The sequence below is a fragment of the Bacillus sp. N12A5 genome, from assembly GCF_026790125.1.
Classification (GTDB): domain Bacteria; phylum Bacillota; class Bacilli; order Bacillales; family Bacillaceae; genus Bacillus.
On the sequence record NZ_JALAMR010000008.1, the window covers coordinates 316,575 to 341,783 of the forward strand.

Below are 25,209 nucleotides of genomic sequence, written 5' to 3' on the forward strand. Positions count from 1 at the left end.
TTTAAATAAAGCGCTTTCGTGAATATCCAAGGGGGAACAAGCTATGACCAAACAGATTGTGACAGGGATTATCGGCGCAGGGCGCATCGGGAAACTTCATGTTCAAAATATAAGCCGGATTCCTCATATGAAAATAAAGGCGGTCTCTGATATTCAGGCAAATCGTATAAAAAACTGGGCTGACAGTCATCAGATTGAATACATAACCTCTGACTATCGTGATTTATTGCATGACCCTGATATTGACGCTGTTTTTATTTGCTCCCCGACAGCTGTACATACGCAGATGATCAGAGAAGCGGCCGAGGCGAAAAAACACATTTTTTGTGAAAAGCCTATCAGTTTTTCTCTAGATGAAACAAAAGAAGCGCTTGCAGCAGTCCGAAAACACGGGGTTGCACTTCAAGTCGGTTTTAACCGCCGTTTTGACCCTCATTTTAAGAAGATCAAAACGATTGTTGAAAATGATGAAATTGGTACGCCCCATTTATTAAAAATTACTTCTAGGGACCCAGAACTCCCGAATATAGAGTATGTCCGTACTTCAGGCGGCTTGTTTATGGATATGTCGATCCATGATTTTGATATGGCCAGATATATTATGGGAAGCGAAGTGACGGAGGTGTATGCAAAGGGGGCGGCTTTGGTGAATCCTTCCTTTGCAGAGCTGGGGGATATTGACACGGCTGTCATTACACTGACTTTTGAAAACGGTGCCATGGCTGTGATTGACAACAGCCGCCAAGCTGTGTACGGATATGACCAGCGAGTTGAGATCTTCGGGACGAAAGGCTCGGCAGCGGCGGACAATAGCAGGCCGACGACGGTCGAAGTGTCAACCGCTGACTTTGTGATGAAGGATAAGCCGCATTTCTTTTTCCTTGAACGCTATAAGGATGCATATGAGGAAGAGATTCTTCGGTTTGCGGAAGCGATTGACACAAATCAGGAGACAGCCTGCACCGGCAATGACGGCTTTCAGGCGGAACGGATTGCCAGAGCGGCTCAGCAATCGCTCGCCATTGGCATGCCTGTCAGTATTGAGCATACTGAAAAAATTGTTTTTTAATCAAGCAGGATTACATTTCAGCAAGCTTGGGTATATACTCCATTGATACTTTAAGTAGGCGGTGGAGAAAATGAATACAGCACATGCTAAAGGAAATGTTTTGAACAAAATCGGAATTCCTTCTCACATGGTTTGGGGTTACATTGGCGTTGTCATCTTTATGGTTGGAGACGGCCTCGAACAAGGCTGGCTGTCTCCTTTTCTCGTTGATCATGGTCTCAGTATGCAGCAATCCGCATCGTTATTTACTATGTACGGCATTGCTGTCACCATCTCGGCTTGGCTTTCAGGCACGTTTGTCCAAACTTGGGGGCCAAGAAAAACAATGACTGTCGGCTTGCTTGCATTTATCCTCGGTTCGGCCGCTTTTATCGGCTGGGCGATTCCTCATATGTATTATCCGGCTCTCTTAGGAAGCTATGCGCTTAGAGGCTTGGGATATCCGCTGTTTGCATACTCTTTTCTTGTATGGGTGTCATACAGCACCTCTCAAAAGATTCTAGGAAAAGCCGTCGGCTGGTTTTGGTTTATGTTTACGTGCGGTCTTAATGTGCTCGGCCCGTTCTATTCAAGCTATGCGGTTCCGGCATTTGGGGAAATCAATACGCTTTGGAGCGCTTTACTGTTTGTAGCGGCAGGTGGATGTCTCGCCCTATTTTTTAACAAAGATAAATTTACACCTGTGCAAAAACAAGATCAGCCGAAATGGAAAGAGCTGTCGAAGGCTTTTACAATAATGTTTGAAAACCCTAAAGTCGGCATCGGCGGAGTGGTCAAAACAATTAATGCCATAGGACAATTTGGATTTGCCATCTTTCTTCCGACTTATTTAGCAAGTTACGGATATTCTGTTTCAGAATGGCTGCAAATATGGGGGACGCTGTTTTTTGTTAATATTCTGTTTAATATCATTTTCGGTGCAGTCGGAGATAAACTGGGCTGGCGGAATACCGTGATGTGGTTTGGCGGTGTGGGGTGCGGCATTTTTACGCTGGCGCTTTATTACACGCCTCAGTTAATCGGGCATCAGTATTGGGTGCTGATGATTATCGCCTGCTGCTACGGTGCGGCATTGGCCGGCTACGTGCCATTAAGCGCACTTTTGCCGACACTTGCACCTGATAATAAGGGTGCTGCCATGTCAGTGCTGAACTTGGGGTCTGGTTTATGTGCGTTTATTGCACCGGGCATTGTCAGTCTATTCATTGGGCCGCTTGGCGTTGGCGGCGTCATTTGGATCTTTGCGGCATTATATTTTTTCAGTGCTTTTCTGACACAATTTTTGACGATTCCTGAGCAAAGCGCTGATGTATATACGGAAGAACGGCTGGTCAGGGAAAACGTGCAAACAAATTTCGAGAAAACGGTTAAGCAGTAGACTCTTTGGTCAAACTAGTCATAAACGTGTGCAAAGAGGTGTAGAGGGTGAAACGATTCAGCACGGCGTATCTATTGCTGAGCATTCTTTGCTCAGCCGCAGCATTTCTGATTGGTGCTCCTCCCCGCGCACTTGGGGCGGAAGTGGAGCACTATGAACCGCTGCAGGTGCATGTGCAGCTTGAAAAAGTGTATTTGGACGGCGATGTCAGCATTGAGCATAAGCGTGAAAAAGTGCTTTCTATGGATGACTTTTGGGCAGCTTATGCCGGCTGGACGCTAGTTGAACAAAAAAAGGGGTATGTACTCTTCCGGAAGCAAATGGACGATATTTCTCCGCTCAGCAAGGTGAACGGGTATATCGGTGTATCGGATAATGGAGTGATTTCCACTTTTCATGGACGCCCTGAGTCAGCTTCGGAACCGATTCAGTCTTTTTTCCAAATTGATTTAGAAAGGCTTGAGAGCCATATGCAAAAAAATCTGCTGAAAGGCATTCCATTTCGGACAAAAGCGGAGTTCGAGGACGTCATAGAACATATAAAGACATACAGCGGGTGATGTCCGCTGATAGAAGACATGTATTCATGTCTTTTTTTTCGTGGAAGAATGAGAGAGAAGCGAACGTATGTTAACTTTTCTATAAGACTTTGGCTGTTTTTATGGTACAATGAAGAACAGTCAAAGAGGTGAATTTGCGTGATCGAATTTGTTAAAGGGACGATTGATTATGTATCTCCCCAATATATTGTGATAGAGAACGGCGGCATTGGCTATCAGATATTCACGCCGAATCCCTTTATATATAAGGAGAGAAGTCAAGAAACAATTTTTACGTACCATCATATCAGAGAGGACGCTTTTTCGCTCTACGGTTTTTCAACAAGGGAGGAGAAAGCGCTCTTTACAAAGCTCTTAAACGTGACCGGAATCGGTCCTAAAGGTGCACTCGCCATCTTGGGCTCAGGTGATCCGGGAGCGGTTATCCAAGCAATTGAAAATGAGGATGAAGCCTTTTTGGTCAAGTTTCCTGGTGTAGGCAAGAAAACCGCGCGCCAGATTATTCTTGATTTGAAAGGAAAGCTCGCAGACGTTGTGCCTGAAATGATTGAAAATCTGTTTAATCATGAAGAAAGGCTTGATAAGCAAACAGCAGAAACGGCTCTTGAAGAAGCGCTTGAGGCCCTCAGGGTTCTCGGATATGCTGAAAAAGAAATCAAAAAGGTGCTTCCTCACTTAAAAGAAGATATTGGGCTGACAACAGACCAATATGTGAAAAAAGCATTACAAAAACTATTGAAGTAAGGTGATGTTCATGGATGAACGGCTCGTCTCAAGTGAAGCAGACAACCATGAATCAGTGATAGAGCAAAGCCTGAGACCGCAAAATCTGGCGCAGTATATTGGGCAGCATAAGGTGAAAGAAAACTTGCGCGTATTTATAGATGCGGCAAAAATGAGACAGGAAACGCTGGATCATGTTCTTCTGTACGGGCCGCCAGGACTCGGGAAAACGACGCTTGCTTCCATTGTTGCCAATGAAATGGGAGTGGAATTGCGGACGACATCAGGACCTGCGATTGAAAGACCCGGTGATTTGGCTGCCATATTAACAGCGCTGGAGCCGGGAGATGTATTATTTATTGATGAAATACATAGGCTGCACAGATCAATTGAAGAGGTGCTTTATCCTGCGATGGAAGACTTTTGTCTCGATATCGTAATTGGCAAAGGCCCTTCTGCCCGCTCTGTCCGTCTCGACCTGCCGCCTTTTACGCTGGTAGGAGCGACGACAAGGGTAGGGCTTTTGACGGCGCCGTTAAGAGATCGATTCGGCGTAATGTCGCGCCTTGAGTACTATACACAAGCAGAGCTGGCGGATATTGTCACAAGAACTGCAGACGTATTTGAGGTTGAGATTGATAAACCGTCAGCTCTTGAAATCGCAAGGAGGTCTAGAGGTACGCCGCGCGTAGCGAATCGCCTGCTGAGAAGGGTCCGTGATTTTGCCCAGGTGCTGGGTGACAGCCGGATAACGGAAGAGATTTCTCAGGACGCGCTGGAGCGGCTTCAGGTTGACCGGCTTGGTTTGGATCATATTGATCACAAGCTGCTGATGGGCATGATCGAAAAGTTTAACGGCGGCCCGGTGGGTCTTGATACCATTTCAGCCACGATCGGCGAAGAACCGCATACGATTGAAGACGTATACGAACCGTATCTTCTGCAAATTGGATTTATCCAAAGAACGCCGCGTGGAAGGATCGTGACACCGGCCGTTTATCATCATTTCCAAATGGAGGCTCCCCGATATGACTGAATTCCCTAAGATCATTATGATTCTTGGCGCTGTTTTGCTTATCATCGGAGCAATTTTGCATTTTGTCGGCAAGATGCCGGGAGATATTTTTGTGAAAAAAGGAAATGTCACGTTTTTCTTCCCGGTTGTCACTTGTATCATCATAAGTGTGGTATTATCAATTTTGCTTAATCTTTTCGGCAGAATGAAATAACAAAAGACTAGAATAAAGGTGAAATATCATGAAAGTCGATTTATTTGATTTTGAACTACCGGAACGTTTAATTGCACAAGTGCCGTTGGAGCAGCGTGATGCTTCAAGGCTGATGGTGCTTGATAAACAAACAGGAGAGCTGACTGACAGCTCGTTTAAAAACATTATCAGTTTCTTTAAAGAAGGAGATTGTCTTGTGCTGAACAATACCCGTGTGCTGCCTGCCCGGTTATTCGGGACAAAAGAGGATACCGGCGCGAAAGTGGAACTTCTTTTGCTGAAACAGGAAGCCGGTGACAAGTGGGAAACACTTGCCAAACCGGCGAAACGGGTGAAAAAAGGAACCGTTGTTACATTTGGAGACGGAAGATTGAAGGCCATTTGCACGGAAGAGCTTGAGCACGGCGGCAGAAAAATGGAATTTCAATATGACGGTATTTTCTACGAGGTGCTGGAATCCCTTGGAGAAATGCCGCTCCCGCCATATATAAAAGAACAGCTTGATGACAGAGAGCGCTACCAGACCGTGTATTCTAAAGAAATTGGCTCTGCCGCTGCGCCTACAGCAGGCCTTCACTTCACGGAAGAAATCTTACAGCAATTGAAAGACAAAGGCGTGCAAATTGAGTTCATCACACTGCATGTAGGTCTTGGAACGTTTCGCCCTGTGAGTTCCGATGAAGTGGAAGAGCACAATATGCATGCAGAGTTTTATCAAATGTCAGAAGAAACGGCTGCAGCCTTAAACAAAGTAAGGGAAAATGGCGGCCGGATTATTTCTGTCGGCACGACATCGACACGCACGCTTGAAACGATTGCCGGGGAACATGATGGGCAATTTAAAGCATCAAGCGGCTGGACATCTATTTTTATTTATCCGGGCTATGAATTCAAAGCCATTGACGGAATGATTACAAACTTCCATTTGCCGAAATCGTCATTGATTATGCTGGTCAGTGCGCTTGCGGGAAGAGAAAACGTTCTGCGCGCTTATAACCATGCGGTGGAAGAGGAATACCGTTTCTTCAGCTTTGGAGACGCGATGCTGATAATATAATTTTGAGAACAGGAGGCCTCATGAAAAGTGGCTGAACAACCGATACGCTATGAATTTATAAAAGAATGTAAACAAACAGGGGCGCGGCTGGGCAAAGTGCACACGCCTCACGGCTCCTTTGAAACGCCGGTTTTTATGCCGGTCGGCACATTGGCGACAGTTAAAACAATGGCGCCTGAAGAGCTGAAAGCAATGGATGCAGGCATCATTTTAAGCAACACTTATCACCTTTGGCTCCGCCCGGGCCACGATATTGTCAAAGAAGCGGGCGGGCTCCACAAATTTATGAATTGGGATCGCGCAATTTTAACAGATTCAGGCGGTTTTCAGGTCTTTTCTTTAAGCAAGTTTCGTAATATAGAGGAAGAGGGCGTTCATTTCCGCAATCATTTAAATGGAGACAAGCTGTTTTTATCTCCGGAAAAAGCGATGGAAATCCAAAACGCACTCGGCTCTGATATTATGATGGCGTTTGACGAATGCCCGCCATATCCGGCGGAGTACGATTATATGAAGCGATCTGTTGAGCGGACGAGCCGCTGGGCGGAACGCTGTCTGAATGCCCACAGCCGCCAGGATGAACAAGGGCTGTTTGGCATTGTACAAGGCGGAGAATATGAAGATCTGCGTACACAAAGTGCGAAGGACTTGATTTCCCTTGATTTTCCGGGATATGCTATAGGCGGATTATCTGTCGGTGAACCGAAGGATGTCATGAACCGTGTCCTTGAGTTTACAACACCGCTCTTGCCGAAGGATAAACCGAGATATCTGATGGGAGTGGGTTCACCGGACGCGCTGATCGACGGAGCGATCCGCGGGGTTGACATGTTTGACTGTGTGCTGCCTACCCGGATTGCAAGAAACGGCACAGTGTTTACAGCTGAAGGCCGTCTCAATATGAAAAATGCGAAATTCGAAAGAGACTTCCGTCCGATAGATGAAGAATGTGATTGCTATACATGTAAAAATTACACTCGCGCGTATATCAGACACTTGATCCGCTGCAATGAAACATTTGGCCTTCGATTAACAACTTACCATAACCTTCATTTTCTGTTACACTTAATGGAGCAGGTAAGACAGGCTATTCGCGAGGATCGTCTGGGTGATTTCAGAGAAGAGTTCTTTGAGCGTTACGGCTACAACAAGCCAAATGCGAAAAGCTTCTAAATAAAATGAATGACAGGCTTACAGAAAGGGGTGAAAATTATGACAGGCACTTTAGGCACATTGGTTCCTATTATTTTAATGTTTGCAGTCCTTTACTTCTTGCTGATTCGTCCTCAGCAAAAACAGCAAAAGGCTGTACGCCAAATGCAAGAGGAACTGAAAAAAGGCGATTCAGTAGTGACAATCGGGGGATTGCACGGGACTGTTGACTCTATCGACGAAAGCAAAGTCGTCATTAAGACTGGTGATAACACACGTCTTACGTTTGACCGCCGCGCGATCAGAGAAGTTTCTGCTGCTGAATAACAGCAGGAGCGATACATAGTAAACAAAAAAGAGCGGGTGATCCCGCTCTTTTTTATGTGGAAGATCTGTTTCCCCTCATGTTCACGCCGAAAATCCCGCCCAGCATGCATACCCCTAAAAACCCCAGATGGAAGAGCAGCTGTTCTGCTGTAAATGTCTTTCCGAATCCTAAATACTGAAACAATAAAATAATCAGGGAAAAGCTTAAGGCAGTCAATGCCCCGATCATCCAGCCTCTTTCCTTCCCTTTCCCGCCTGAAATGAACCCGCCGATAAATAAAGAAAGAAATGAGATGGCGGTGATCAGCCAGTTGAATGATGATTCTTCCAGCGAGGTTGCGGTCAGTAATAGTGAAACGGCTAGACTCGTCAGGAGCATGGCTGAGAATATGGCGATTAAGCCGTAAAGAATGCCTTTTCCAACTTGTTTCGTTTCCTCCATGAATGTCTCCTCTCTGCCTGTATTAAAAGGCTTCTGTACTTTTTGAACGAAGCCGTCAGACATGCTGACGGCTCGTCTTTGTAAAAATGTATTCCCTTATCCCATGAATTAGACGTAAAAGCTTTATGAAATACGTTCGGTTTTTCTTACATAAATTGTTCGTCTTGTTGCATCCTATGAGGAGTCGGAGGTGAATGATGGAAGAGCTTCTCACTATTGCGTTTCGCACAATCATATTGTATTTTGTGATATTGGTCATTTTTCGTTTTATGGGCAAACGGGAGATCGGGGAGCTTAGCATTTTAGACCTCGTTGTCTTTATCATGATGGCTGAAATTGCCGTTTTAGCCATAGAAAACGTAGATGATCATCTATTTCACACCATTTTGCCAATGCTTGTATTGATGATTATCCAAGTGACATTCGCATACTTATCTTTAAAAAACCGAAAAGTCCGCCAGCTTGTGGACGGTAAGCCAACCATTATTATCAAATATGGGAAAATTGATGAAGATGCTATGAAGTCACAGCGTTATAATTTTGATGATTTAATGGTTCAGCTCAGGGAAAATAGTATCGACAGAGTAGCCGATGTGTCATTTGCCATTTTAGAGCCGTCAGGCAAACTGACTGTTGTAAAGAAAGAAAACAGCGGAGAGCATCGGCAGCTCGAAATGCCGCTCATTATAGATGGCTCTATTCAAACAGAAAACCTGTCCAGAATCGGCAAAGACAAAAAGTGGCTGTGTGAAAAGTTACGAAAACACGGATATACCAATCCTTCAGTTATTTCATTTTGCTCGTTTACTGACGGAGAGTTATTTATTGATGAAAAAGATGGGCACCGCACGTAATCTTTATCGGATGATCAGACGTCCAATAATAGGAATGCGGCGAAGCTCATCTTTTTTAATTAAACGGAAAACGAGCAGAAGGATGATATAGATGGCAGCACTCATTGCAACCCATCCAGCGACATTCACAGCCTCAGATGCCCCAAAGCTTACAAATTGTTTGATGGCGGAGCTGATGAATCCGGAAATCACAATAACAGCGAAACTGAGTGCGTACTCCTTAATTTTGATACTGATCGGCAGCACCTTGCTTACTGTTGCGGCGTGTAAAAGCGTGACGAGCACCATGCCAGTCACAATGGCTAATGCTGCGCCCATAATCCCGAGAGACGGTCTGGTGGCAAGGACGAAAATAAGGCCTGTTTTCACAAGCGCTCCAATTAAGCTGTTCATCATCGCGGCTCCGGCCAAATTAAGCGCCTGCAGCACAGCCTGAAGAGGGCCTTGGAAATAATAAAGCAGAAAAAACGGTGCCATGACTTTTATAAAGACAGCTGCTCCTGAGGAACCGTACATCACCCTCATCAGCTCATCCGCAAATACGAATAGAATGACAACTGAAATGCCCCCGCTAAGCAGGCAGAGCCGCATGGCTTGTTCTAAGCGATATTCCACCACCTGCAATTTTTTCTGCTCCATTCCTTCACTGATCGCAGGAACAAGCGCGGTCGACAAAGAATATGTAATAAAGCTGGGCAGAGTCAGCAGTGTCATGGCAAAGCCGGTCAATTCCCCGTATTGCTTTGTTGCAGCAACTGTCGCTACGCCGGCGATAGCAAGGCTTTGGGCGACAACAATCGGCTCAAAAAACCAAGAGAGATTGCCGATAAAGCGGCTCCCGGTCGTTGGAAGAGATACGCTCATTAACTGGGAAAACGTTTGTTTTCCGTTTTTTATTGACTGGAAAAAGTGCTTTCTGATTTTGATTGTCTTTTTATACTTAAAGCAAATGAATAAATAAAGGAGTGACGCCAGTTCCCCTGCGACTGAGGAGATCATTGCCCCCGCTGCAGCGTATTCAATTCCGTAAGGGAGAAAAATCGTCGTGCACACAGCGACCAGTGAAATGCGGACGACCTGTTCAAGGACTTGAGACACGGCAAGCGGGTTCATATTCTGTTTTCCTTGAAAGTATCCCCTCAGCACACTTGATATGGCGATAATCGGCACTACCGGCGTAATGGCCAGGAGCGGATACAATGTTCTCTTATCTGTCAGCATTGTTTCAGCCATAACCGGGGCGAAAAACAGAAACAGCGGCGTAAAAATCAGGCTGAGCACGCCTGTAATCGTCAGAGACATGACTAAAATATTTTTCGTTTTTTGGTGATCGCCGCGTGCACTTGCTTCAGCCACAAGCTTGCTGATCGCGACCGGCAGACCGAATTGAGTTAATGTAGTGGCTAAGAAAAAGGTAGGCGCCGCCATCATGTAAAGCCCGACTCCTTCTTCACCGATAAAACGGGCGATAACCACCCGGTTGACAAACCCGAGCATTCTTGTAACCATTCCTGCTGCGATTAGGATAAGAGTGCCCCTTAAAAACGTCTGTTTCGCCATTTTTACCCCCTGCCTTCTCAAACTACCTGTAATCATATACAATAAAGATATGCGTATATGTCGTCCAAGCATGACAAGTCTTCTTGAAAAACAACAAAAAGGAGCGTGGAATTCATGGAGAAGCATCCCGCCGATCTATATAAAGACCACGTCAGGCCGTTTCTTTACAGCAAACTGGAAGAGTTTAAGATTCTCGGGTATGATGATGTTGAACTTGAAAGTTTGTGGTCATACTTAACAGATAAGAAGTGGAAAAAGAAAACGGAACTGCACATTTATGAAATGACGAGCGATATTTTATCAGTGAAAATTGGCGAATTTATGAACTATGCAACCGTTGAGTCATTTAAATCGTCTAATTGGCTGGGAAGTGAAGAAGGCCAGGAAGCATTGGAAGAACTGCTGAGATAGCAGGTTGATTCGCACAGGTTTAAGGGAGGATATACATAATGAAAAAAGGGCGCTTGATTGCGTTTTTCCTTTTCGTTTTATTGATCGGCACGGGCTTGGGCTACTTTACGAAGCCTGCCGCTAACAATATTACGTTAGGATTGGATTTGCAAGGCGGATTTGAAGTGCTGTATGATGTACAGCCCGTAAAAAAAGGTGACAAAATCACAAAAGACGTTCTGGTCAGCACAGTAGAGGCGCTGAACCGCAGGGCCAATGTCCTTGGTGTCAGCGAACCGAACATCCAAATTGAAGGAAATAACCGGATTCGCGTGCAGCTCGCTGGGGTGACAAACCAAAACAGAGCGCGTGAAATTCTGGCGACTGAAGCTCAGCTTTCTTTCAGGGATACGAATGACAAAGAATTGCTGAATGGTTCTGACCTCGTCGAAAACGGGGCTAAACAAACATATGATGCCAAAACAAATGAACCGATTGTCAGCATTAAACTGAAAGATGCTGATAAATTTGGAGAAGTGACCAAAAAGGTCATGAAGATGGCGCCCAATAACCAGCTTGTCATTTGGATGGATTATGAAAAAGGGGACTCCTTTAAAAAAGAAGTTCAAAAAGAGCATCCTAAATATGTATCCGCTCCGAATGTAAGTCAAGAATTAAACACAACTGACGTTACAATTGAAGGGCAGTTTACGGTTCAAGAAGCGAAAGATTTAGCCAGCATTTTAAACGCCGGCGCGCTTCCTGTGAAACTGACTGAAAAATATTCAACATCTGTAGGCGCACAATTCGGCCAGCAGGCGCTTCATGATACGGTGTTTGCAGGCATTGTCGGTATTGCAATCATTTTCTTATTTATGCTTTTCTATTACCGCCTGCCGGGATTAATTGCGGTGATTACGCTATCAGTTTATATATACATTACACTCCAGATTTTTGACTGGATGAATGCTGTACTTACACTTCCTGGAATTGCCGCGCTCATATTAGGTGTCGGGATGGCTGTTGACGCCAACATCATCACCTATGAGCGGATTAAAGAAGAGCTCAAGCTAGGAAAATCGGTCCGCTCTGCTTTCCGTTCAGGAAACAGACGGTCATTTGCGACAATTTTTGACGCGAATATTACAACAATTATTGCAGCGGTTGTGCTCTTTATCTTTGGGACAAGCTCTGTTAAAGGGTTTGCGACGATGCTGATTCTGTCGATTTTGACAAGTTTTATCACTGCCGTTTTCTTATCAAGATTTCTCCTTTCTCTTCTTGTGGAAAGCAGATGGCTTGATCGGAAAAAAGGCTGGTTCGGCGTCAACAAGAAACACATCATGGATATTCAGGATACGGACGAAAATACAGAGCCGCATACCCCGTTCCAAAAATGGGATTTCACGAGCAAACGCAAATATTTCTTTATTTTCTCCAGTGCGGTTACGATTGCTGGGATTATTATCCTGATCGTGTTCAAGCTGAATCTTGGCATTGACTTTGCGAGCGGTGCACGGATTGAAGTGCAAAGCGACCATAAGCTGACGACAGAGCAGGTGGAGAAGGATTTTGAATCTCTGGGTATGGACCCTGATACCGTCGTTCTGTCAGGCGAAAAGAGCAATATCGGTGTTGCCCGTTTTGTTGGGGTGCCAGATAAAGAAACCATTGCCAAAGTAAAAACGTATTTCAAAGACAAATACGGTTCTGAGCCAAATGTCAGCACAGTTTCACCGACAGTCGGTAAAGAGCTGGCAAGAAATGCGCTGTATGCAGTTGCTATAGCTTCTATTGGCATCATTATTTACGTTTCAATCCGATTCGAATACAAAATGGCCATTGCCGCAATAGCTTCACTGCTTTATGACGCTTTCTTTATTGTCACGTTTTTCAGCATTACAAGGCTTGAGGTAGATGTTACGTTCATCGCGGCCGTCTTGACGATTATCGGGTATTCCATTAACGATACAATCGTTACATTTGACAGGATCCGCGAGCATATGAAAAAGCGTAAGCCGAAAACATTTGCCGACCTGAACCATATTGTAAACCTGAGCCTGCAGCAAACCTTTACACGATCTATTAACACTGTATTAACTGTCGTGATCGTTGTTGTGACATTGCTGATCTTTGGAGCATCTTCTATTACAAACTTCTCAATTGCTTTATTGGTCGGGCTGTTAACAGGCGTTTATTCCTCTCTATACATTGCCGCACAAATTTGGCTTGCATGGAAAGGAAAAGAATTGAAAAAAGATTCGGCGCAATAAAAAATATCAGGCTGTCCTTTGAGGGCAGCCTGTTTTTTGAAGTTTCATTGAACTTAAAATAGACATTTGCTATAATGACATACGCTTACATTTAAACATATATATGGTGTTAAAAGTGTTTGTGACAGGTTTTCAGAATGTGGGAGGGTTATATATGAGGGTTCGCGAATCGGAGCTGCCGGGCATAGGGCAAAAAGTTGAAATGATCACAAGAAACCACGATAAGATTTCGATTATCATTCATCATGACGGCCGGAGAGAGCTGTACTATTTTGACGAAAACGATCATGAAGAATGTGTGGCCTCCGTGCAGTTTGACGATGCTGAAGCTAGGCAAATTTCTGCAATTCTCGGCGGAATGGCATATAAACCGAAAGCATTGGAAAGCGTCGAGGCAGCCCTCGATGATTTGATCATAGAATGGTTTAAAACTGAGACGGGAGCGCCTGCCATTCACCATACAATTGGTGATTTGGATGCAGGGAAGGAATATCAGGTGACTGTCATCGCGATTATTAAAAAGAATCAAAAAAAACAATTGAATCCGGGATCTGAAACAGTCATTGATGAAGGGGATACCCTGGTGATTTCCGGTGAGAGAAACGGGCTGAAGAGGCTGATCCGGGAAAAATTAACCGCAAATGAGGCTTAACTTAGCGTTAAGCCGTGTTTAAAACCGGCCTTGATAGGGAAAGTTACCTCAATAAAAAGTTTGGGGGAAAGAGAATGAATAAACAATGGACCATTATTTTCGCACTTATTTTCACCTTAATTGTTGCTATTTTTGCAGTCATTAATGTTCGATCCGTAGAAGTTGATTACCTGTTTGGCAGATCAGAATGGCCGCTCATTCTTGTTATTTTGGGTTCAGTTTTAATGGGAGCGCTGATCGTATTTTCTGTCGGTATTTTTCAGGTGATGAAATTAAAGCGGGAAATAAAAACGCTGCGGAAAGAAAACAAAAATGCCATACATAAACAAGAGGATACCCACCTTGCTGATCAGACCGACACACAGGATGCATCAGCCGTGATTGAGAAAAAAGACTAGTTTTCGAATAATATTTGAAACCCCTCAGCCTGCTCTAGTATAATAGGGTGGTTGAGGGGTGAATTTATGTTAGCGTCAAAAATGCGATGGGAAATCCAGCGACCAGATCAGGATAAGGTCAAATCACTCACAGAACAATTGCATATAACACCTCTTGTTGCGTCCCTGCTTGTAAAAAGAGGCTTTGATACGGCAGAAAGCGCAAGGCTGTTTTTACATACAAGAGATGCCGATTTTTATGATCCTTTTGAAATGAAGGGCATGAAAGAAGCGGCAGAGCGAATAAAACAGGCGATTTCACAACAAGAACAGATTATGATATATGGCGATTATGACGCCGATGGAGTTACCAGTACGTCAGTGATGCTGCACACGCTGCAAAAACTGTCGGCTCAAGTTGATTTTTATATACCTGACCGCTTTAAAGAAGGATATGGCCCTAATGAACAGGCGTTTCGTTCAATTAAAGAACGGGGCTTCTCTCTGATTATTACGGTTGATACAGGCATTGCTGCTGTGCATGAAGCAAAGGTGGCAAAGGAACTCGGACTGGATGTCATCATTACGGATCACCATGAGCCGGGACCTGAGCTTCCGGATGTTCACGCGATCGTCCACCCGAAGCAGCCGGGCTGCACTTACCCGTTTAAAGAGCTGGCCGGGGTCGGAGTGGCGTTTAAGCTTGCCCACGCTTTATTGGGCGAACTTCCAGATGAACTGCTTGATCTGGCGGCAATCGGCACGATTGCCGATCTTGTTCCGCTGCATGACGAAAACAGATTAATTGCAACACTGGGACTTGAAAGGCTTCGGCGAACGAATCGGCTGGGTTTAAAAGAGCTGATCAAGCTGTCAGGCGGTGACATCGGAGAAGCGAATGAAGAAACAGTCGGATTCCAGCTTGCACCAAGGCTGAATGCCGTTGGGAGAATTGAGCAGGCGGATCCCGCTGTTCATTTGCTCATGTCGGAGGATTCGTTTGAAGCGGAAGAGCTCGCCGCTGAGATTGACGAGCTGAACAAAGAGCGCCAAAAGATGGTCAGCAAAATGACGGATGAAGCGATTGAAATGGTTGAACAGCAAGGGATGGATCAAGCTGCAATCGTCGTGGCCAAAGCCGGATGGAATCCAGGAGTCGTCGGGATTGTGGCTTCAAAGCTTGTAGATCGTTTTTACCGGCCGGCTATTGTGCTTGGCATTGATGAAGAAAAAGGGATCGCTAAAGGTTCGGCCCGAAGCATCAGGGGCTTTAATTTATTCGAGAGCCTTTCTGAATGCAGAGATATTCTCCCTCATTTCGGCGGCCATCCAATGGCGGCGGGGATGACGCTGAAAGCCGAAGATGTGCCGGAATTGCGAAACAGGCTGAATGAAATCGCGGATAATACGCTTACGGAAGAGGATTTTATTCCTGTACAGGAAGTCGATCTTGTCTGCGGCGTCGAGGACATTACAGTTGAAAGCATTACAGAAATGAACATGCTGTCCCCTTTTGGCATGCTGAACCCGAAACCGCACGTGCTCGTAGAAAACGCAGTGCTGGAAGATGTCCGCAAGATCGGGGCAAATAAAAATCATGTCAAAATGACGGTCAGAAACGAGTCAACTCAGCTTGATTGCGTCGGTTTTAATAAAGGTGAGCTTGAAGAAGGCATCGTCCCGGGTTCAAGAATTTCAATTGTCGGTGAGATGTCAATCAATGAATGGAACAATAGAAAAAAACCGCAGCTTATGATTAAGGATGCTGCTGTTTCTGAATGGCAGCTGTTTGATTTAAGGGGGAAACGGATGTGGGAAGACACAGTTTCCGCCCTTCCATCTGTTAAGCGGGCCATTGTCTCTTTCAAAGAAGACTCAACAACACTTCTTCAAACTGAAGACCTACGCCGCGAAGTGCACGTCATCAGCTCAGAAGATCAAGCGAAGGCGTTTAACCTCGATGGTGCATATATTGTATTACTGGATCCGCCGCCTTCGTTGGACATGCTCGCGCATTTGCTGGAAGGCAAGGCGCCTGAGCGAATATATTTTATTTTTCTCAATCATGAGAACCACTTTTTATCAACTTTTCCAGCAAGAGACCACTTTAAATGGTATTATGCGTTCTTGCTGAAAAGAGGCGCTTTTGATGTGAAAAAACACGGTTCAGAGCTTGCAAGACATAAAGGCTGGTCCGTTGAAACAATCAATTTCATGACAAAGGTGTTTTTTGATCTAGGTTTTGTTAAAATAGAGAATGGTGTGCTGTCTGTGGTAAGCGGAGCAAAGAAACGCGACTTAACAGACTCACAAACATATCAGGAGAAACAGCAGCTGATGGAACTGGACCAAAAGCTGAATTATTCTTCTGCTGAAGAGCTGAAGGAATGGCTGAATAAGCTGATGAAACAAGATTCAGAGGCTTATGAAAGTACGAGGAGGACATAAAACAGATGGATTTAAAACAATACGTAACAATTGTACCGGATTACCCGAAAGAGGGCGTGCAATTTAAAGATATTACGACACTGATGGATAAAGGCGATGTATACCGCTATGCCACGGATCAAATTGTTGAATATGCGAAAGAAAAGCAAATTGATTTGGTCGTCGGCCCTGAAGCGCGCGGCTTTATTATCGGCTGTCCGGTGGCTTACGCGCTTGGCGTAGGTTTTGCGCCGGTCCGCAAAGAAGGCAAATTGCCTCGTGAAGTGATCAAAGTGGACTACGGCTTGGAATACGGAAAAGACGTATTAACGATCCACAAAGATGCAATTAAACCAGGTCAGCGTGTGCTTATTACAGATGACCTGCTTGCAACAGGCGGCACAATTGAAGCCACAATCAAACTAGTTGAAGAGCTTGGCGGCGTTGTTGCTGGTATCGCTTTCTTAATCGAGCTTTCTTACCTTGATGGCAGAGAGAAGCTTGATGATTATGACATTTTAACATTAATGAAATACTGAGGATAATCGCATAACGGAAAAAGCACTCCATGTCAGGGTGCTTTTTTCCTATTGTTTTACATTTATTTTATATAATATTTGGCGATTTGAACTTCTGCTCTTTACATCTTTCGTTTTTTTCTTGATAATAAACTACAATACAGTTTACATTTTAAAAAAGGTGATTCCATGGCGAACGAACAAGTATTGACTGCCGAGCAAGTTATTGATAAAGCGCGCAGCTATCTATCCGATGAGCATATCGCATTTGTCGAAAAAGCATATCTGTACGCTGAAGATGCTCATCGCGAGCAATACCGCAAATCGGGCGAGCCATATATTATTCATCCGATTCAGGTTGCGGGCATTCTCGTTGATCTTGAAATGGACCCTTCCACAATCGCGGGCGGATTTCTGCACGATGTCGTGGAAGATACAGATGTGACGCTCGATGACCTGAAAGAAGCATTTTCCGAAGAAGTGGCAATGCTTGTGGACGGCGTAACAAAGCTCGGCAAAATTAAATATAAATCTCAAGAGGAACAGCAGGCGGAAAATCATCGCAAAATGTTTGTCGCTATGGCTCAAGATATCCGGGTCATACTGATCAAGCTGGCGGATCGTCTTCATAATATGCGGACGCTGAAACATCTGCCTCAGGAAAAACAGCGGAGAATTTCCAACGAAACACTGGAAATTTTTGCTCCTTTGGCGCATCGTCTCGGGATTTCTAAAATTAAATGGGAATTGGAAGATACGGCGCTCCGTTATTTGAATCCTCAGCAATATTACAGAATTGTTAACCTCATGAAGAAGAAGCGTGCAGAACGTGAGCTTTATGTCGAAGAGGTTGTCAATGAAGTGAAAAAACGTGTCGAAGAAGTAAACATCAAGGCCGACTTCTCGGGACGTCCGAAACATATTTACAGCATTTATCGCAAAATGGTGCTGCAAAATAAGCAATTCAACGAAATTTATGATTTGCTGGCTGTCCGCATTCTTGTAAATAGCATAAAAGACTGCTACGCGGTGCTAGGCATCATTCACACATGCTGGAAACCGATGCCCGGCAGATTCAAAGATTATATCGCAATGCCGAAGCCGAATATGTATCAATCGCTTCACACAACGGTTATCGGGCCTAAAGGCGATCCGCTGGAAGTGCAGATCCGCACCTTTGAAATGCATGAAATTGCGGAATACGGGGTTGCGGCTCACTGGGCTTATAAAGAAGGGAAGGCGGCCAATGAAGGCGCAACCTTTGAGAAAAAGCTCTCTTGGTTCCGTGAAATTTTAGAATTCCAAAATGAATCAACCGATGCAGAAGAATTTATGGAATCGCTCAAAATCGATTTATTTTCTGATATGGTGTATGTCTTTACGCCGAAAGGAGATGTAATCGAGCTTCCATCCGGTTCTGTGCCGATTGATTTTTCTTACAGGATTCACTCAGAAATCGGGAATAAAACAATTGGCGCCAAAGTAAACGGAAAAATGGTCACGCTGGATCATAAGCTTCGGACTGGTGATATCGTTGAAATACTCACCTCCAAGCATTCCTACGGTCCGAGCCAGGATTGGGTGAAGCTTGCCCAAACATCCCAGGCGAAGCATAAGATCCGTCAATTCTTTAAGAAACAGCGGCGTGAAGAAAATGTCGAAAAAGGCCGAGAGCTGGTAGAAAAAGAAATTAAAAATCTGGATTTTGAAGTGAAGGATGTCTTAACGCCGGAGAATATCCAGAAGGTTGCGGACAAGTTTAATTTCTCAAATGAAGAGGATATGTACGCAGCGGTAGGTTACAACGGCATTACAGCCTTGCAGGTGGCAAACCGCCTGACGGAAAAAGAGAGAAAGCAGCGTGATCAGGAAGAACAGGAAAAGATCGTCCAGGAAGTCACTGCGGAACCAAAGCCATACCCGCAGGGCAGAAAACGAGAAGCTGGTGTTCGCGTCAAGGGCATCGACAATCTCCTTGTCCGTTTATCAAAATGCTGCAATCCTGTGCCGGGTGACGATATTGTCGGCTTTATCACAAAAGGCAGAGGGGTTTCAGTCCATCGCGAAGACTGTCCGAATGTCAAAACAAATGAAGCCCAGGAGCGGCTGATCCCTGTAGAGTGGGAACATGAGTCACAGGTTCAAAAGCGCAAGGAATACAATGTTGAGATAGAGATTCTAGGTTATGACCGCCGTGGATTGCTGAACGAGGTGCTTCAGGCAGTAAATGAAACGAAAACAAATATTTCATCTGTCTCTGGCAAATCGGATCGCAATAAAGTGGCAACCATTCATATGGCGATTTTTATTCAGAACATCAATCACTTGCATAAAGTCGTCGAGCGTATTAAACAGATAAGAGATATCTATTCTGTTCGCCGCGTCATGAACTAAAGGGGTTAGAAAATGAGATTAGTTGTTCAGCGAGTAACAGAAGCAAGCGTTACAGTGGATGAAGAGGTTGTTGGTCAAATTGGACAAGGCCTCATGGTGCTGGTTGGCATCACTCACGAGGATACAGAAGAGGATGCAGCTTACTTAGCCGATAAAGTTGTTCATCTTCGTATTTTCGATGACAGTGAAGGAAAAATGAATCTCTCTCTTTTAGATATAGGAGGAGAGATTTTATCTGTTTCACAGTTTACGCTTTACGGAGATACGAAGAAAGGGCGCCGGCCGAACTACATGAACGCTGCTAAGCCTGATAAAGCTTTAGGTCTTTACGAAAAATGGAACGACCTGCTACGTGAAAAAGGAATCAAAGTGGAGACCGGAACGTTTGGAGCAATGATGGATGTTCAGCTTACAAACTCCGGGCCTGTGACGCTTATTATGGATTCAAAATAAAAAAAGCTGCCAAAAGGCAGCTTTTTTTATTGGAAATACTTCTCTAATCCGCTTTCGATCCCGTCTGTTACTTTTTCTTGGTATGAATTGCTATGTACAATGGCTTCTTCCTGCGGATGGCTTACATATCCCAGCTCATACAGCATAGCGGGCTGTCTGTTTTCCCGGAGCACATAATAATCTCCAAATAACACGCCGCGGTCAGGAATAGAAGAACGCTTCACTACTTCAGAATGTACATCTGATGCCAGTTCCTGATCTTTGGCAGGACTGTAATAATAAGCGGTGCTGCCTCTCGTGGAAGTATCCGCATAACTGTCATAATGAATGCTGATAAAGGCGTCAGCGTTGCGATAGTGTGACGTGGAGACCCGTGACTGTAAACTGACAAAGGTATCATCCTGGCGTGTCACATACACATCAGCTCCAGCCGATCTGAGTTTGCCGGCGAGCAGTTTTGCCGTTTTGATTGTCAGGTTTTTCTCGAATTTACCCGAATAGCCGATTGTTCCGCTGTCTTTTCCTCCATGTCCAGGATCAACAATAATTGTTTTGTTGTTCAGAGAGCCGTTTCCGGACGGGGAATCAGAGACAGGCGGTTCACCTGCTTCTTCTGCACGTTTAGACGTTTGGACCACCCAATTGGCAACATAAGCAGTCTGCCCGTTATCAAGCTTTATTTCATACCAGCTTCCCTTTGAACCGGTAATGACATAGGAATCGCCTTTGGCCGCACGTTCAACGATCGAAGATGATGTTGATGCATCACTTCTTAAATTCGTTCCACCGTATACGATATAGGCTTTTTTAGCGGCGGATGAACTGCCGGTATTTGCTGAGTCTTCAGCTGGATCAGAACTAGTCAAAAGGTAATGGCTTGCAACCCAGCCTTTCAGCCCGTCCACCTCAATGTGAGCCCAGCCATTTTTATCGTTGAGAATCGTCAGCTTTGTTCCGCGGTCCAGTTTCGTAATAATCGCTGCATCATGTGAGGCGGAGGCTCTAACATTAAGTGAAGAAACACCGACTGTGCCCTTTGATGAACTTGAAGATTCGGTTTGGTCACTCTCATCAGTCGCCGAACTGCCGCCTGACGTGACATATTCAGATGATACCCATCCAGTGGCATTTTGATAGGATATCTTGATCCAGCCTGAATCTTGATCAATCACAGATGCTTGGCTGCCTTGCGGAAATTTGCCGATAACCTCGTAGGAAGTGCCCGGCCCGGTTCTCATCCGCAGATCGGGGTCCGTTGAGGTCACAGTGTCACTGCTTTCCGAAGTGCTTGTACTGACCTGGTCTGCCTTTGTAATAAGCCAGGAGACCACCCAGCCTTTCTCTCCGGAACCGAGCTGTATCTGCACCCAGTCTCCGTCTTCCTTTAAAATCGGGTAGTGCTCTCCCTTTTTCACTTCCGCTGTAATGCCGTAGCTAAGCCCCGGGCCGCTTCTGACGTTCATTTCATCTGTTGCGATGACCGCTTCTCCCTGAGCGGCTGTAACGGATGAAAAAGGCGGGAAAAGAGCCCCGGCGACGATAATACATACAATAAGAACAAAGTATTTCTTGCTCATTGTGTCCTCCTTTCCGATAATCATAAAAAAAGCATTCTTCCTTAATATCGTAAAGTCCTTTCTGATTTTTAAATAAAAATAAAATGATTTGTTTATACTAAGCGTAAATACAATCAAAAAGGTGTGCAAATCATGAAATATCATCCAAAAATGGGGCGCGCATTTCACGACGGTGAAGCAAATCTGCATTACAGCGATCATGCAGACCCCGATACAACCGGTTATCTCACTGAAACAGCATCTGAATTTGGTCTTATGTCCAAAGAAGCAGCGATGAGGAAAAACAACCGGAATAAAGCTTGACAGAGAACCTCAATCCCATTATTATAATAGAAATTGAGTACATAGCAAATGATGAATGATTTTGAACCAATAATGGAGAAGAGTAGGTCAGATTGCATGGCTAGAGAGGAACCGCCCCAGGCTGAAAGCGGATCCCATTGCGTCTTTCTCGAAACAACACTCCGGAGGTTTCCTGCTGAACGCGTGAATCCGTTATTAGGCAGTGAACGTGAACCTGCGTTAAAGGATCGAGCGGGAATATGATCATATTCCAACTAGGGTGGCACCACGGGTATAACTCTCGTCCCTACTATACAAGTATAGTAGGGACGAGAGTTTTTTCATTTTCATCATTACCGATCATTGTATATTTTATAAGGATACATAAGGAGGTCTACCTATGGGATATAACATTCCAAGAGGAACACAGGATATTTTGCCTGGAGAATCAGATCGCTGGCAGTTTGTTGAACAAATTATGAGAGATACTTGCCGCACTTATCAATATAAAGAAATCCGCACACCGATTTTTGAGCATACAGAACTGTTTGCAAGAGGCGTCGGAGAATCGACGGATATCGTACAAAAAGAAATGTATACCTTTCAGGACCGCAAAGGCAGAAGCCTGACGCTTCGTCCGGAAGGAACTGCTGCGGCGGTACGCGCGTTTAATGAAAACAAGCTTTTCGCAAATCCTGTACAGCCGACAAAGCTTTATTATGTAGGGCCGATGTTCCGTTACGAACGTCCGCAGACGGGCCGTTACCGCCAGTTCTATCAGTTTGGAATTGAAGCGATCGGCTCGAAAGACCCTGCGATTGATGCCGAAGTCATGGCGCTTGCGATGAGTATTTATCAAAAAGCAGGTCTGCAAAACGTTAAGCTTGTCATAAACAGTCTCGGCGATCAAGAGAGCCGCAAAAGCTACAGAGAAGCGCTTGTAAAACATTTTGAGCCTCGCATCGAAGAATTTTGTTCAGACTGTCAGTCACGTCTGCACACGAACCCGCTCAGAATCTTGGACTGCAAAAAAGACCGAGATCATGAGCTGATGAAATCGGCGCCTTCCATTTTGACGTATTTAAATGAAGAATCAGCCGCTTATTTTGAAAAAGTGAAACAATACTTAAACGATCTTGGCATTTCGTATGAAATTGATCCTAACCTTGTGAGAGGGCTGGATTATTACAACCATACCGCCTTTGAAATTATGAGCAATGCGGAAGGCTTTGGTGCGATTACGACACTTGCCGGCGGAGGACGCTACGATGGTCTTGTCGAACAAATCGGAGGGCCGGAAGCGCCGGGCATCGGATTTGCGATGAGCATTGAACGCCTGCTTGCCGCCATTGATGCCGAAAAAAGAGAACTGCCTGTTGATCAGGGAATTGACTGCTATATCGTCACACTCGGTGAAAAAGCGAAGGATTATTCTGTTTCATTGGTGTACAAACTGAGAGAAGCAGGCATTTCCAGCGAAATCGATTATGAAAATAAGAAAATGAAAGGCCAGTTTAAAACAGCTGACCGCCTGAATGCCAGATTTATTGCGATTTTGGGAGAAGATGAGCTTGCCCAAAACAAAATCAATGTAAAGGATGCACAGACGGGCGAACAGATTGAAGTGGCACTAGATGAATTTATACATGTGATGAAGGCAAACCAAAAGGGATAAGGAGTGGAATGTATTGTTTGGAAGAACATATTATTGCGGTGATATAACTGAAAAAGCAATTGGCGAATCTGTAACGCTGAAAGGCTGGGTCCAAAAAAGACGGGATCTCGGCGGATTGATTTTTATCGACTTGCGTGACCGTACAGGAATTGTTCAAGTTGTTTTTAACCCTGATGTGTCAAAAGAAGCGCTTGCTATTGCAGAAGGCATCAGAAACGAATACGTGCTTGATGTTCAAGGGAAAGTGGTAGCGCGTGAAGAAGGCACCATTAATGCAAATTTAAAAACAGGCGCCATTGAAATTCACGCTGATGGAGTAACCGTATTAAGTGCTGCAAAGACGCCTCCATTTGCAATTTCTGATCAAGCAGAGGAAGTATCAGAGGACGTTCGTTTAAAACATCGTTACTTAGATTTGCGCAGACCTGCTATGTTTCAGACGATGCAGATGCGGCATAACGTCACGAAGGCTGTCCGCAGCTTTTTAGATGAAAATGGGTTTCTTGATATTGAAACGCCGATTTTAACCAAAAGCACGCCTGAAGGCGCACGTGACTACTTGGTGCCGAGCCGTGTGCACGAAGGTGAGTTCTATGCGCTGCCTCAGTCTCCGCAGCTATTTAAACAGCTTCTGATGGTATCCGGCATTGAACGCTATTATCAGATTGCCCGCTGTTTCCGCGATGAAGACTTGCGTGCGGACCGCCAGCCTGAGTTTACGCAAATCGATATTGAAATGTCCTTTATGAGCCAGGAAGACATCATGTCATTGGCTGAGGAGATGATGGCAAAGATTATGCGTGAAACAAAAGGCGTGGAAATCAAGCTTCCTCTTCCTCGCATGACGTATGACGAAGCAATGAACAAATACGGTTCTGATAAACCTGATACGCGATTTGACATGCTTTTGACAGATGTGTCTGACATTGTGAAGGATACCGAATTTAAAGTGTTCTCATCAGCTGTGGCAAACGGCGGCGTGGTAAAAGCCATCAACGTAAAAGGCGGTGCCGGCGATTACTCCAGAAAAGACATCGATGCTCTTGGCGCTTTTGCTGCTAACTACGGAGCAAAAGGACTTGCCTGGGTGAAAGTGGAGACAGATGGAGTGAAAGGCCCGATTGCTAAATTCTTTGATGAAGAAAAGCAGTCTAAGCTGATCGAAGCGCTTGATGCTGCTGAAGGTGATTTGCTGCTGTTCGGAGCGGATTCATTCGAAGTTGTTGCCGCATCACTCGGCGCCCTGCGCTTAAAGCTTGGGAAAGAACGCGGGCTGATTGACGAGAACCTGTTCAATTTCTTATGGGTCATCGACTGGCCGCTCTTAGAGCATGATCCGGAGGAAGGCCGTTTTTACGCAGCTCACCATCCGTTTACAATGCCAGTCCGTGAAGATCTTGAGCTGATTGAAACAGCGCCTGAAAACATGAAAGCACAAGCCTATGACCTTGTCTTAAACGGCTATGAGCTTGGCGGCGGTTCGATCCGTATTTTCGAAAAGGATATTCAGGAAAAAATGTTTGCGCTTCTTGGCTTCTCACAAGAAGAAGCGGCTGAACAGTTCGGATTCCTGCTGGAAGCATTTGAATACGGCGCTCCACCGCACGGCGGAATCGCGCTCGGCTTAGACCGTCTTGTTATGCTTCTCGCAGGACGTACGAACCTAAGAGATACGATTGCATTCCCGAAAACGGCCAGTGCAAGCTGCCTGATGACAGAAGCGCCAGGGGAAGTAAGCGAAGCCCAGCTTGACGAGCTTCATCTTTCTATCAAGAAAAAAGTTAAGAGCTGAATGAGCAGTTCGATTCTTGAAAATCAAAATCGTCTGTGATATGATTTT

24 protein-coding genes and 1 other annotated feature are annotated in these 25,209 nt (G+C 45.0%); of the genes, 21 read left to right on the forward strand and 3 right to left on the reverse strand.

Going from position 1 to position 25,209, the window contains the following annotated elements; genetic code table 11:
* Positions 1–43: 43 nt before the first annotated feature.
* The 9 genes from iolG (at position 44) to yajC (ending at position 7,495) form a co-directional block, all read left to right on the forward strand.
* Positions 44–1,069 carry an inositol 2-dehydrogenase gene (gene iolG / locus MOC09_RS10955; RefSeq protein ID WP_268359728.1) on the forward strand — a complete coding sequence of 342 codons (1,026 nt, stop codon included), beginning with the start codon at positions 44–46 and terminating at the stop codon, positions 1,067–1,069.
* Positions 1,070–1,139: 70 nt separating this feature from the next.
* Positions 1,140–2,447, forward strand: coding sequence for an MFS transporter (locus tag MOC09_RS10960; protein ID WP_268370505.1), 1,308 nt, complete (start codon positions 1,140–1,142; stop codon positions 2,445–2,447).
* A gap of 47 nt (positions 2,448–2,494) precedes the next feature.
* Positions 2,495–3,007 carry a sporulation cell-cell signaling protein BofC gene (gene bofC, locus MOC09_RS10965; RefSeq protein WP_268370507.1) on the forward strand — a complete coding sequence of 171 codons (513 nt, stop codon included), beginning with the start codon at positions 2,495–2,497 and terminating at the stop codon, positions 3,005–3,007.
* Positions 3,008–3,145: 138 nt separating this feature from the next.
* Positions 3,146–3,751, forward strand: coding sequence for a Holliday junction branch migration protein RuvA (ruvA, locus tag MOC09_RS10970; protein ID WP_268359724.1), 606 nt, complete (start codon positions 3,146–3,148; stop codon positions 3,749–3,751).
* A gap of 10 nt (positions 3,752–3,761) precedes the next feature.
* Positions 3,762–4,766, forward strand: a complete 1,005-nt coding sequence (gene ruvB / locus MOC09_RS10975) for a Holliday junction branch migration DNA helicase RuvB (RefSeq protein WP_268359721.1) — start codon at positions 3,762–3,764, stop codon at positions 4,764–4,766.
* Complete coding sequence (locus tag MOC09_RS10980; RefSeq protein WP_010335134.1) at positions 4,759–4,959, forward strand: DUF2905 domain-containing protein; 201 nt, start codon at positions 4,759–4,761, stop codon at positions 4,957–4,959. The genes ruvB and MOC09_RS10980 overlap by 8 nt, the downstream gene beginning before the upstream one ends.
* Positions 4,960–4,987: 28 nt before the next feature.
* Positions 4,988–6,016, forward strand: a complete 1,029-nt coding sequence (queA, locus tag MOC09_RS10985; RefSeq protein ID WP_268370509.1) for a tRNA preQ1(34) S-adenosylmethionine ribosyltransferase-isomerase QueA — start codon at positions 4,988–4,990, stop codon at positions 6,014–6,016.
* A gap of 27 nt (positions 6,017–6,043) precedes the next feature.
* Positions 6,044–7,189, forward strand: a complete 1,146-nt coding sequence (gene tgt / locus MOC09_RS10990) for a tRNA guanosine(34) transglycosylase Tgt (RefSeq protein ID WP_129508044.1) — start codon at positions 6,044–6,046, stop codon at positions 7,187–7,189.
* A gap of 39 nt (positions 7,190–7,228) precedes the next feature.
* Entirely contained in the window at positions 7,229–7,495 is a 267-nt protein-coding gene (gene yajC, locus MOC09_RS10995; protein WP_004398708.1) for a preprotein translocase subunit YajC, read from the forward strand.
* Positions 7,496–7,547: 52 nt separating this feature from the next.
* On the opposite strand, the gene MOC09_RS11000 is transcribed toward yajC, so the two are convergent.
* Positions 7,548–7,937, reverse strand: a complete 390-nt coding sequence (locus MOC09_RS11000; protein WP_032727405.1) for a TIGR04086 family membrane protein — start codon at positions 7,935–7,937, stop codon at positions 7,548–7,550.
* Between the two features lie 197 nt (positions 7,938–8,134).
* Here MOC09_RS11000 and MOC09_RS11005 point away from each other — a divergent pair, with 197 nt between their 5' ends.
* Positions 8,135–8,791 (forward strand): DUF421 domain-containing protein, encoded by a 657-nt coding sequence (locus MOC09_RS11005; RefSeq protein ID WP_268359776.1) that lies wholly within the window; start codon positions 8,135–8,137, stop codon positions 8,789–8,791.
* Between the two features lie 3 nt (positions 8,792–8,794).
* Here MOC09_RS11005 and spoVB read toward each other — a convergent pair whose 3' ends face one another.
* Entirely contained in the window at positions 8,795–10,351 is a 1,557-nt protein-coding gene (gene spoVB / locus MOC09_RS11010; RefSeq protein ID WP_268359715.1) for a stage V sporulation protein B, read from the reverse strand.
* Positions 10,352–10,465: 114 nt separating this feature from the next.
* Here spoVB and comN point away from each other — a divergent pair, with 114 nt between their 5' ends.
* The 8 genes from comN to dtd all read left to right on the forward strand — a co-directional run bounded on the left by comN (position 10,466) and on the right by dtd (position 19,835).
* On the forward strand, positions 10,466–10,762 hold the full coding sequence (comN, locus tag MOC09_RS11015; RefSeq protein WP_268359712.1) for a post-transcriptional regulator ComN: 297 nt from the start codon (positions 10,466–10,468) through the stop codon (positions 10,760–10,762).
* A gap of 38 nt (positions 10,763–10,800) precedes the next feature.
* The gene (gene secDF / locus MOC09_RS11020) at positions 10,801–13,014 is read left to right on the forward strand and encodes a protein translocase subunit SecDF (protein WP_268370511.1); all 2,214 of its coding nucleotides are present in this window, start codon (positions 10,801–10,803) and stop codon (positions 13,012–13,014) included.
* A 154-nt stretch (positions 13,015–13,168) separates the two neighbouring features.
* The gene (locus MOC09_RS11025; protein ID WP_268359707.1) at positions 13,169–13,666 is read left to right on the forward strand and encodes a cation:proton antiporter regulatory subunit; all 498 of its coding nucleotides are present in this window, start codon (positions 13,169–13,171) and stop codon (positions 13,664–13,666) included.
* Between the two features lie 74 nt (positions 13,667–13,740).
* Positions 13,741–14,064, forward strand: coding sequence for a LapA family protein (locus MOC09_RS11030; protein ID WP_268359704.1), 324 nt, complete (start codon positions 13,741–13,743; stop codon positions 14,062–14,064).
* A 66-nt stretch (positions 14,065–14,130) separates the two neighbouring features.
* On the forward strand, positions 14,131–16,491 hold the full coding sequence (recJ, locus tag MOC09_RS11035) for a single-stranded-DNA-specific exonuclease RecJ (RefSeq protein ID WP_268370513.1): 2,361 nt from the start codon (positions 14,131–14,133) through the stop codon (positions 16,489–16,491).
* 5 nt (positions 16,492–16,496) lie between these two features.
* On the forward strand, positions 16,497–17,009 hold the full coding sequence (locus MOC09_RS11040; protein WP_268359700.1) for an adenine phosphoribosyltransferase: 513 nt from the start codon (positions 16,497–16,499) through the stop codon (positions 17,007–17,009).
* A 168-nt stretch (positions 17,010–17,177) separates the two neighbouring features.
* Positions 17,178–19,382, forward strand: a complete 2,205-nt coding sequence (gene relA / locus MOC09_RS11045) for a GTP diphosphokinase (protein WP_268367076.1) — start codon at positions 17,178–17,180, stop codon at positions 19,380–19,382.
* 12 nt (positions 19,383–19,394) lie between these two features.
* Complete coding sequence (gene dtd, locus MOC09_RS11050; protein WP_268362042.1) at positions 19,395–19,835, forward strand: D-aminoacyl-tRNA deacylase; 441 nt, start codon at positions 19,395–19,397, stop codon at positions 19,833–19,835.
* A 26-nt stretch (positions 19,836–19,861) separates the two neighbouring features.
* Here dtd and MOC09_RS11055 read toward each other — a convergent pair whose 3' ends face one another.
* A complete protein-coding gene (locus tag MOC09_RS11055; protein WP_268370516.1) occupies positions 19,862–21,412 on the reverse strand; it encodes an SH3 domain-containing protein in 1,551 nt (516 codons plus the stop codon).
* A 132-nt stretch (positions 21,413–21,544) separates the two neighbouring features.
* Here MOC09_RS11055 and MOC09_RS11060 point away from each other — a divergent pair, with 132 nt between their 5' ends.
* The 3 genes from MOC09_RS11060 to aspS all read left to right on the forward strand — a co-directional run bounded on the left by MOC09_RS11060 (position 21,545) and on the right by aspS (position 25,161).
* On the forward strand, positions 21,545–21,715 hold the full coding sequence (locus MOC09_RS11060; protein ID WP_003237500.1) for a YrzK family protein: 171 nt from the start codon (positions 21,545–21,547) through the stop codon (positions 21,713–21,715).
* A 60-nt stretch (positions 21,716–21,775) separates the two neighbouring features.
* Positions 21,776–22,006 (forward strand) — a binding site (T-box leader).
* An 88-nt stretch (positions 22,007–22,094) separates the two neighbouring features.
* On the forward strand, positions 22,095–23,369 hold the full coding sequence (gene hisS / locus MOC09_RS11065) for a histidine--tRNA ligase (protein ID WP_268362045.1): 1,275 nt from the start codon (positions 22,095–22,097) through the stop codon (positions 23,367–23,369).
* A 13-nt stretch (positions 23,370–23,382) separates the two neighbouring features.
* Positions 23,383–25,161 carry an aspartate--tRNA ligase gene (gene aspS, locus MOC09_RS11070; RefSeq protein ID WP_268362048.1) on the forward strand — a complete coding sequence of 593 codons (1,779 nt, stop codon included), beginning with the start codon at positions 23,383–23,385 and terminating at the stop codon, positions 25,159–25,161.
* The last annotated feature ends 48 nt before the right edge of the window (positions 25,162–25,209 follow it).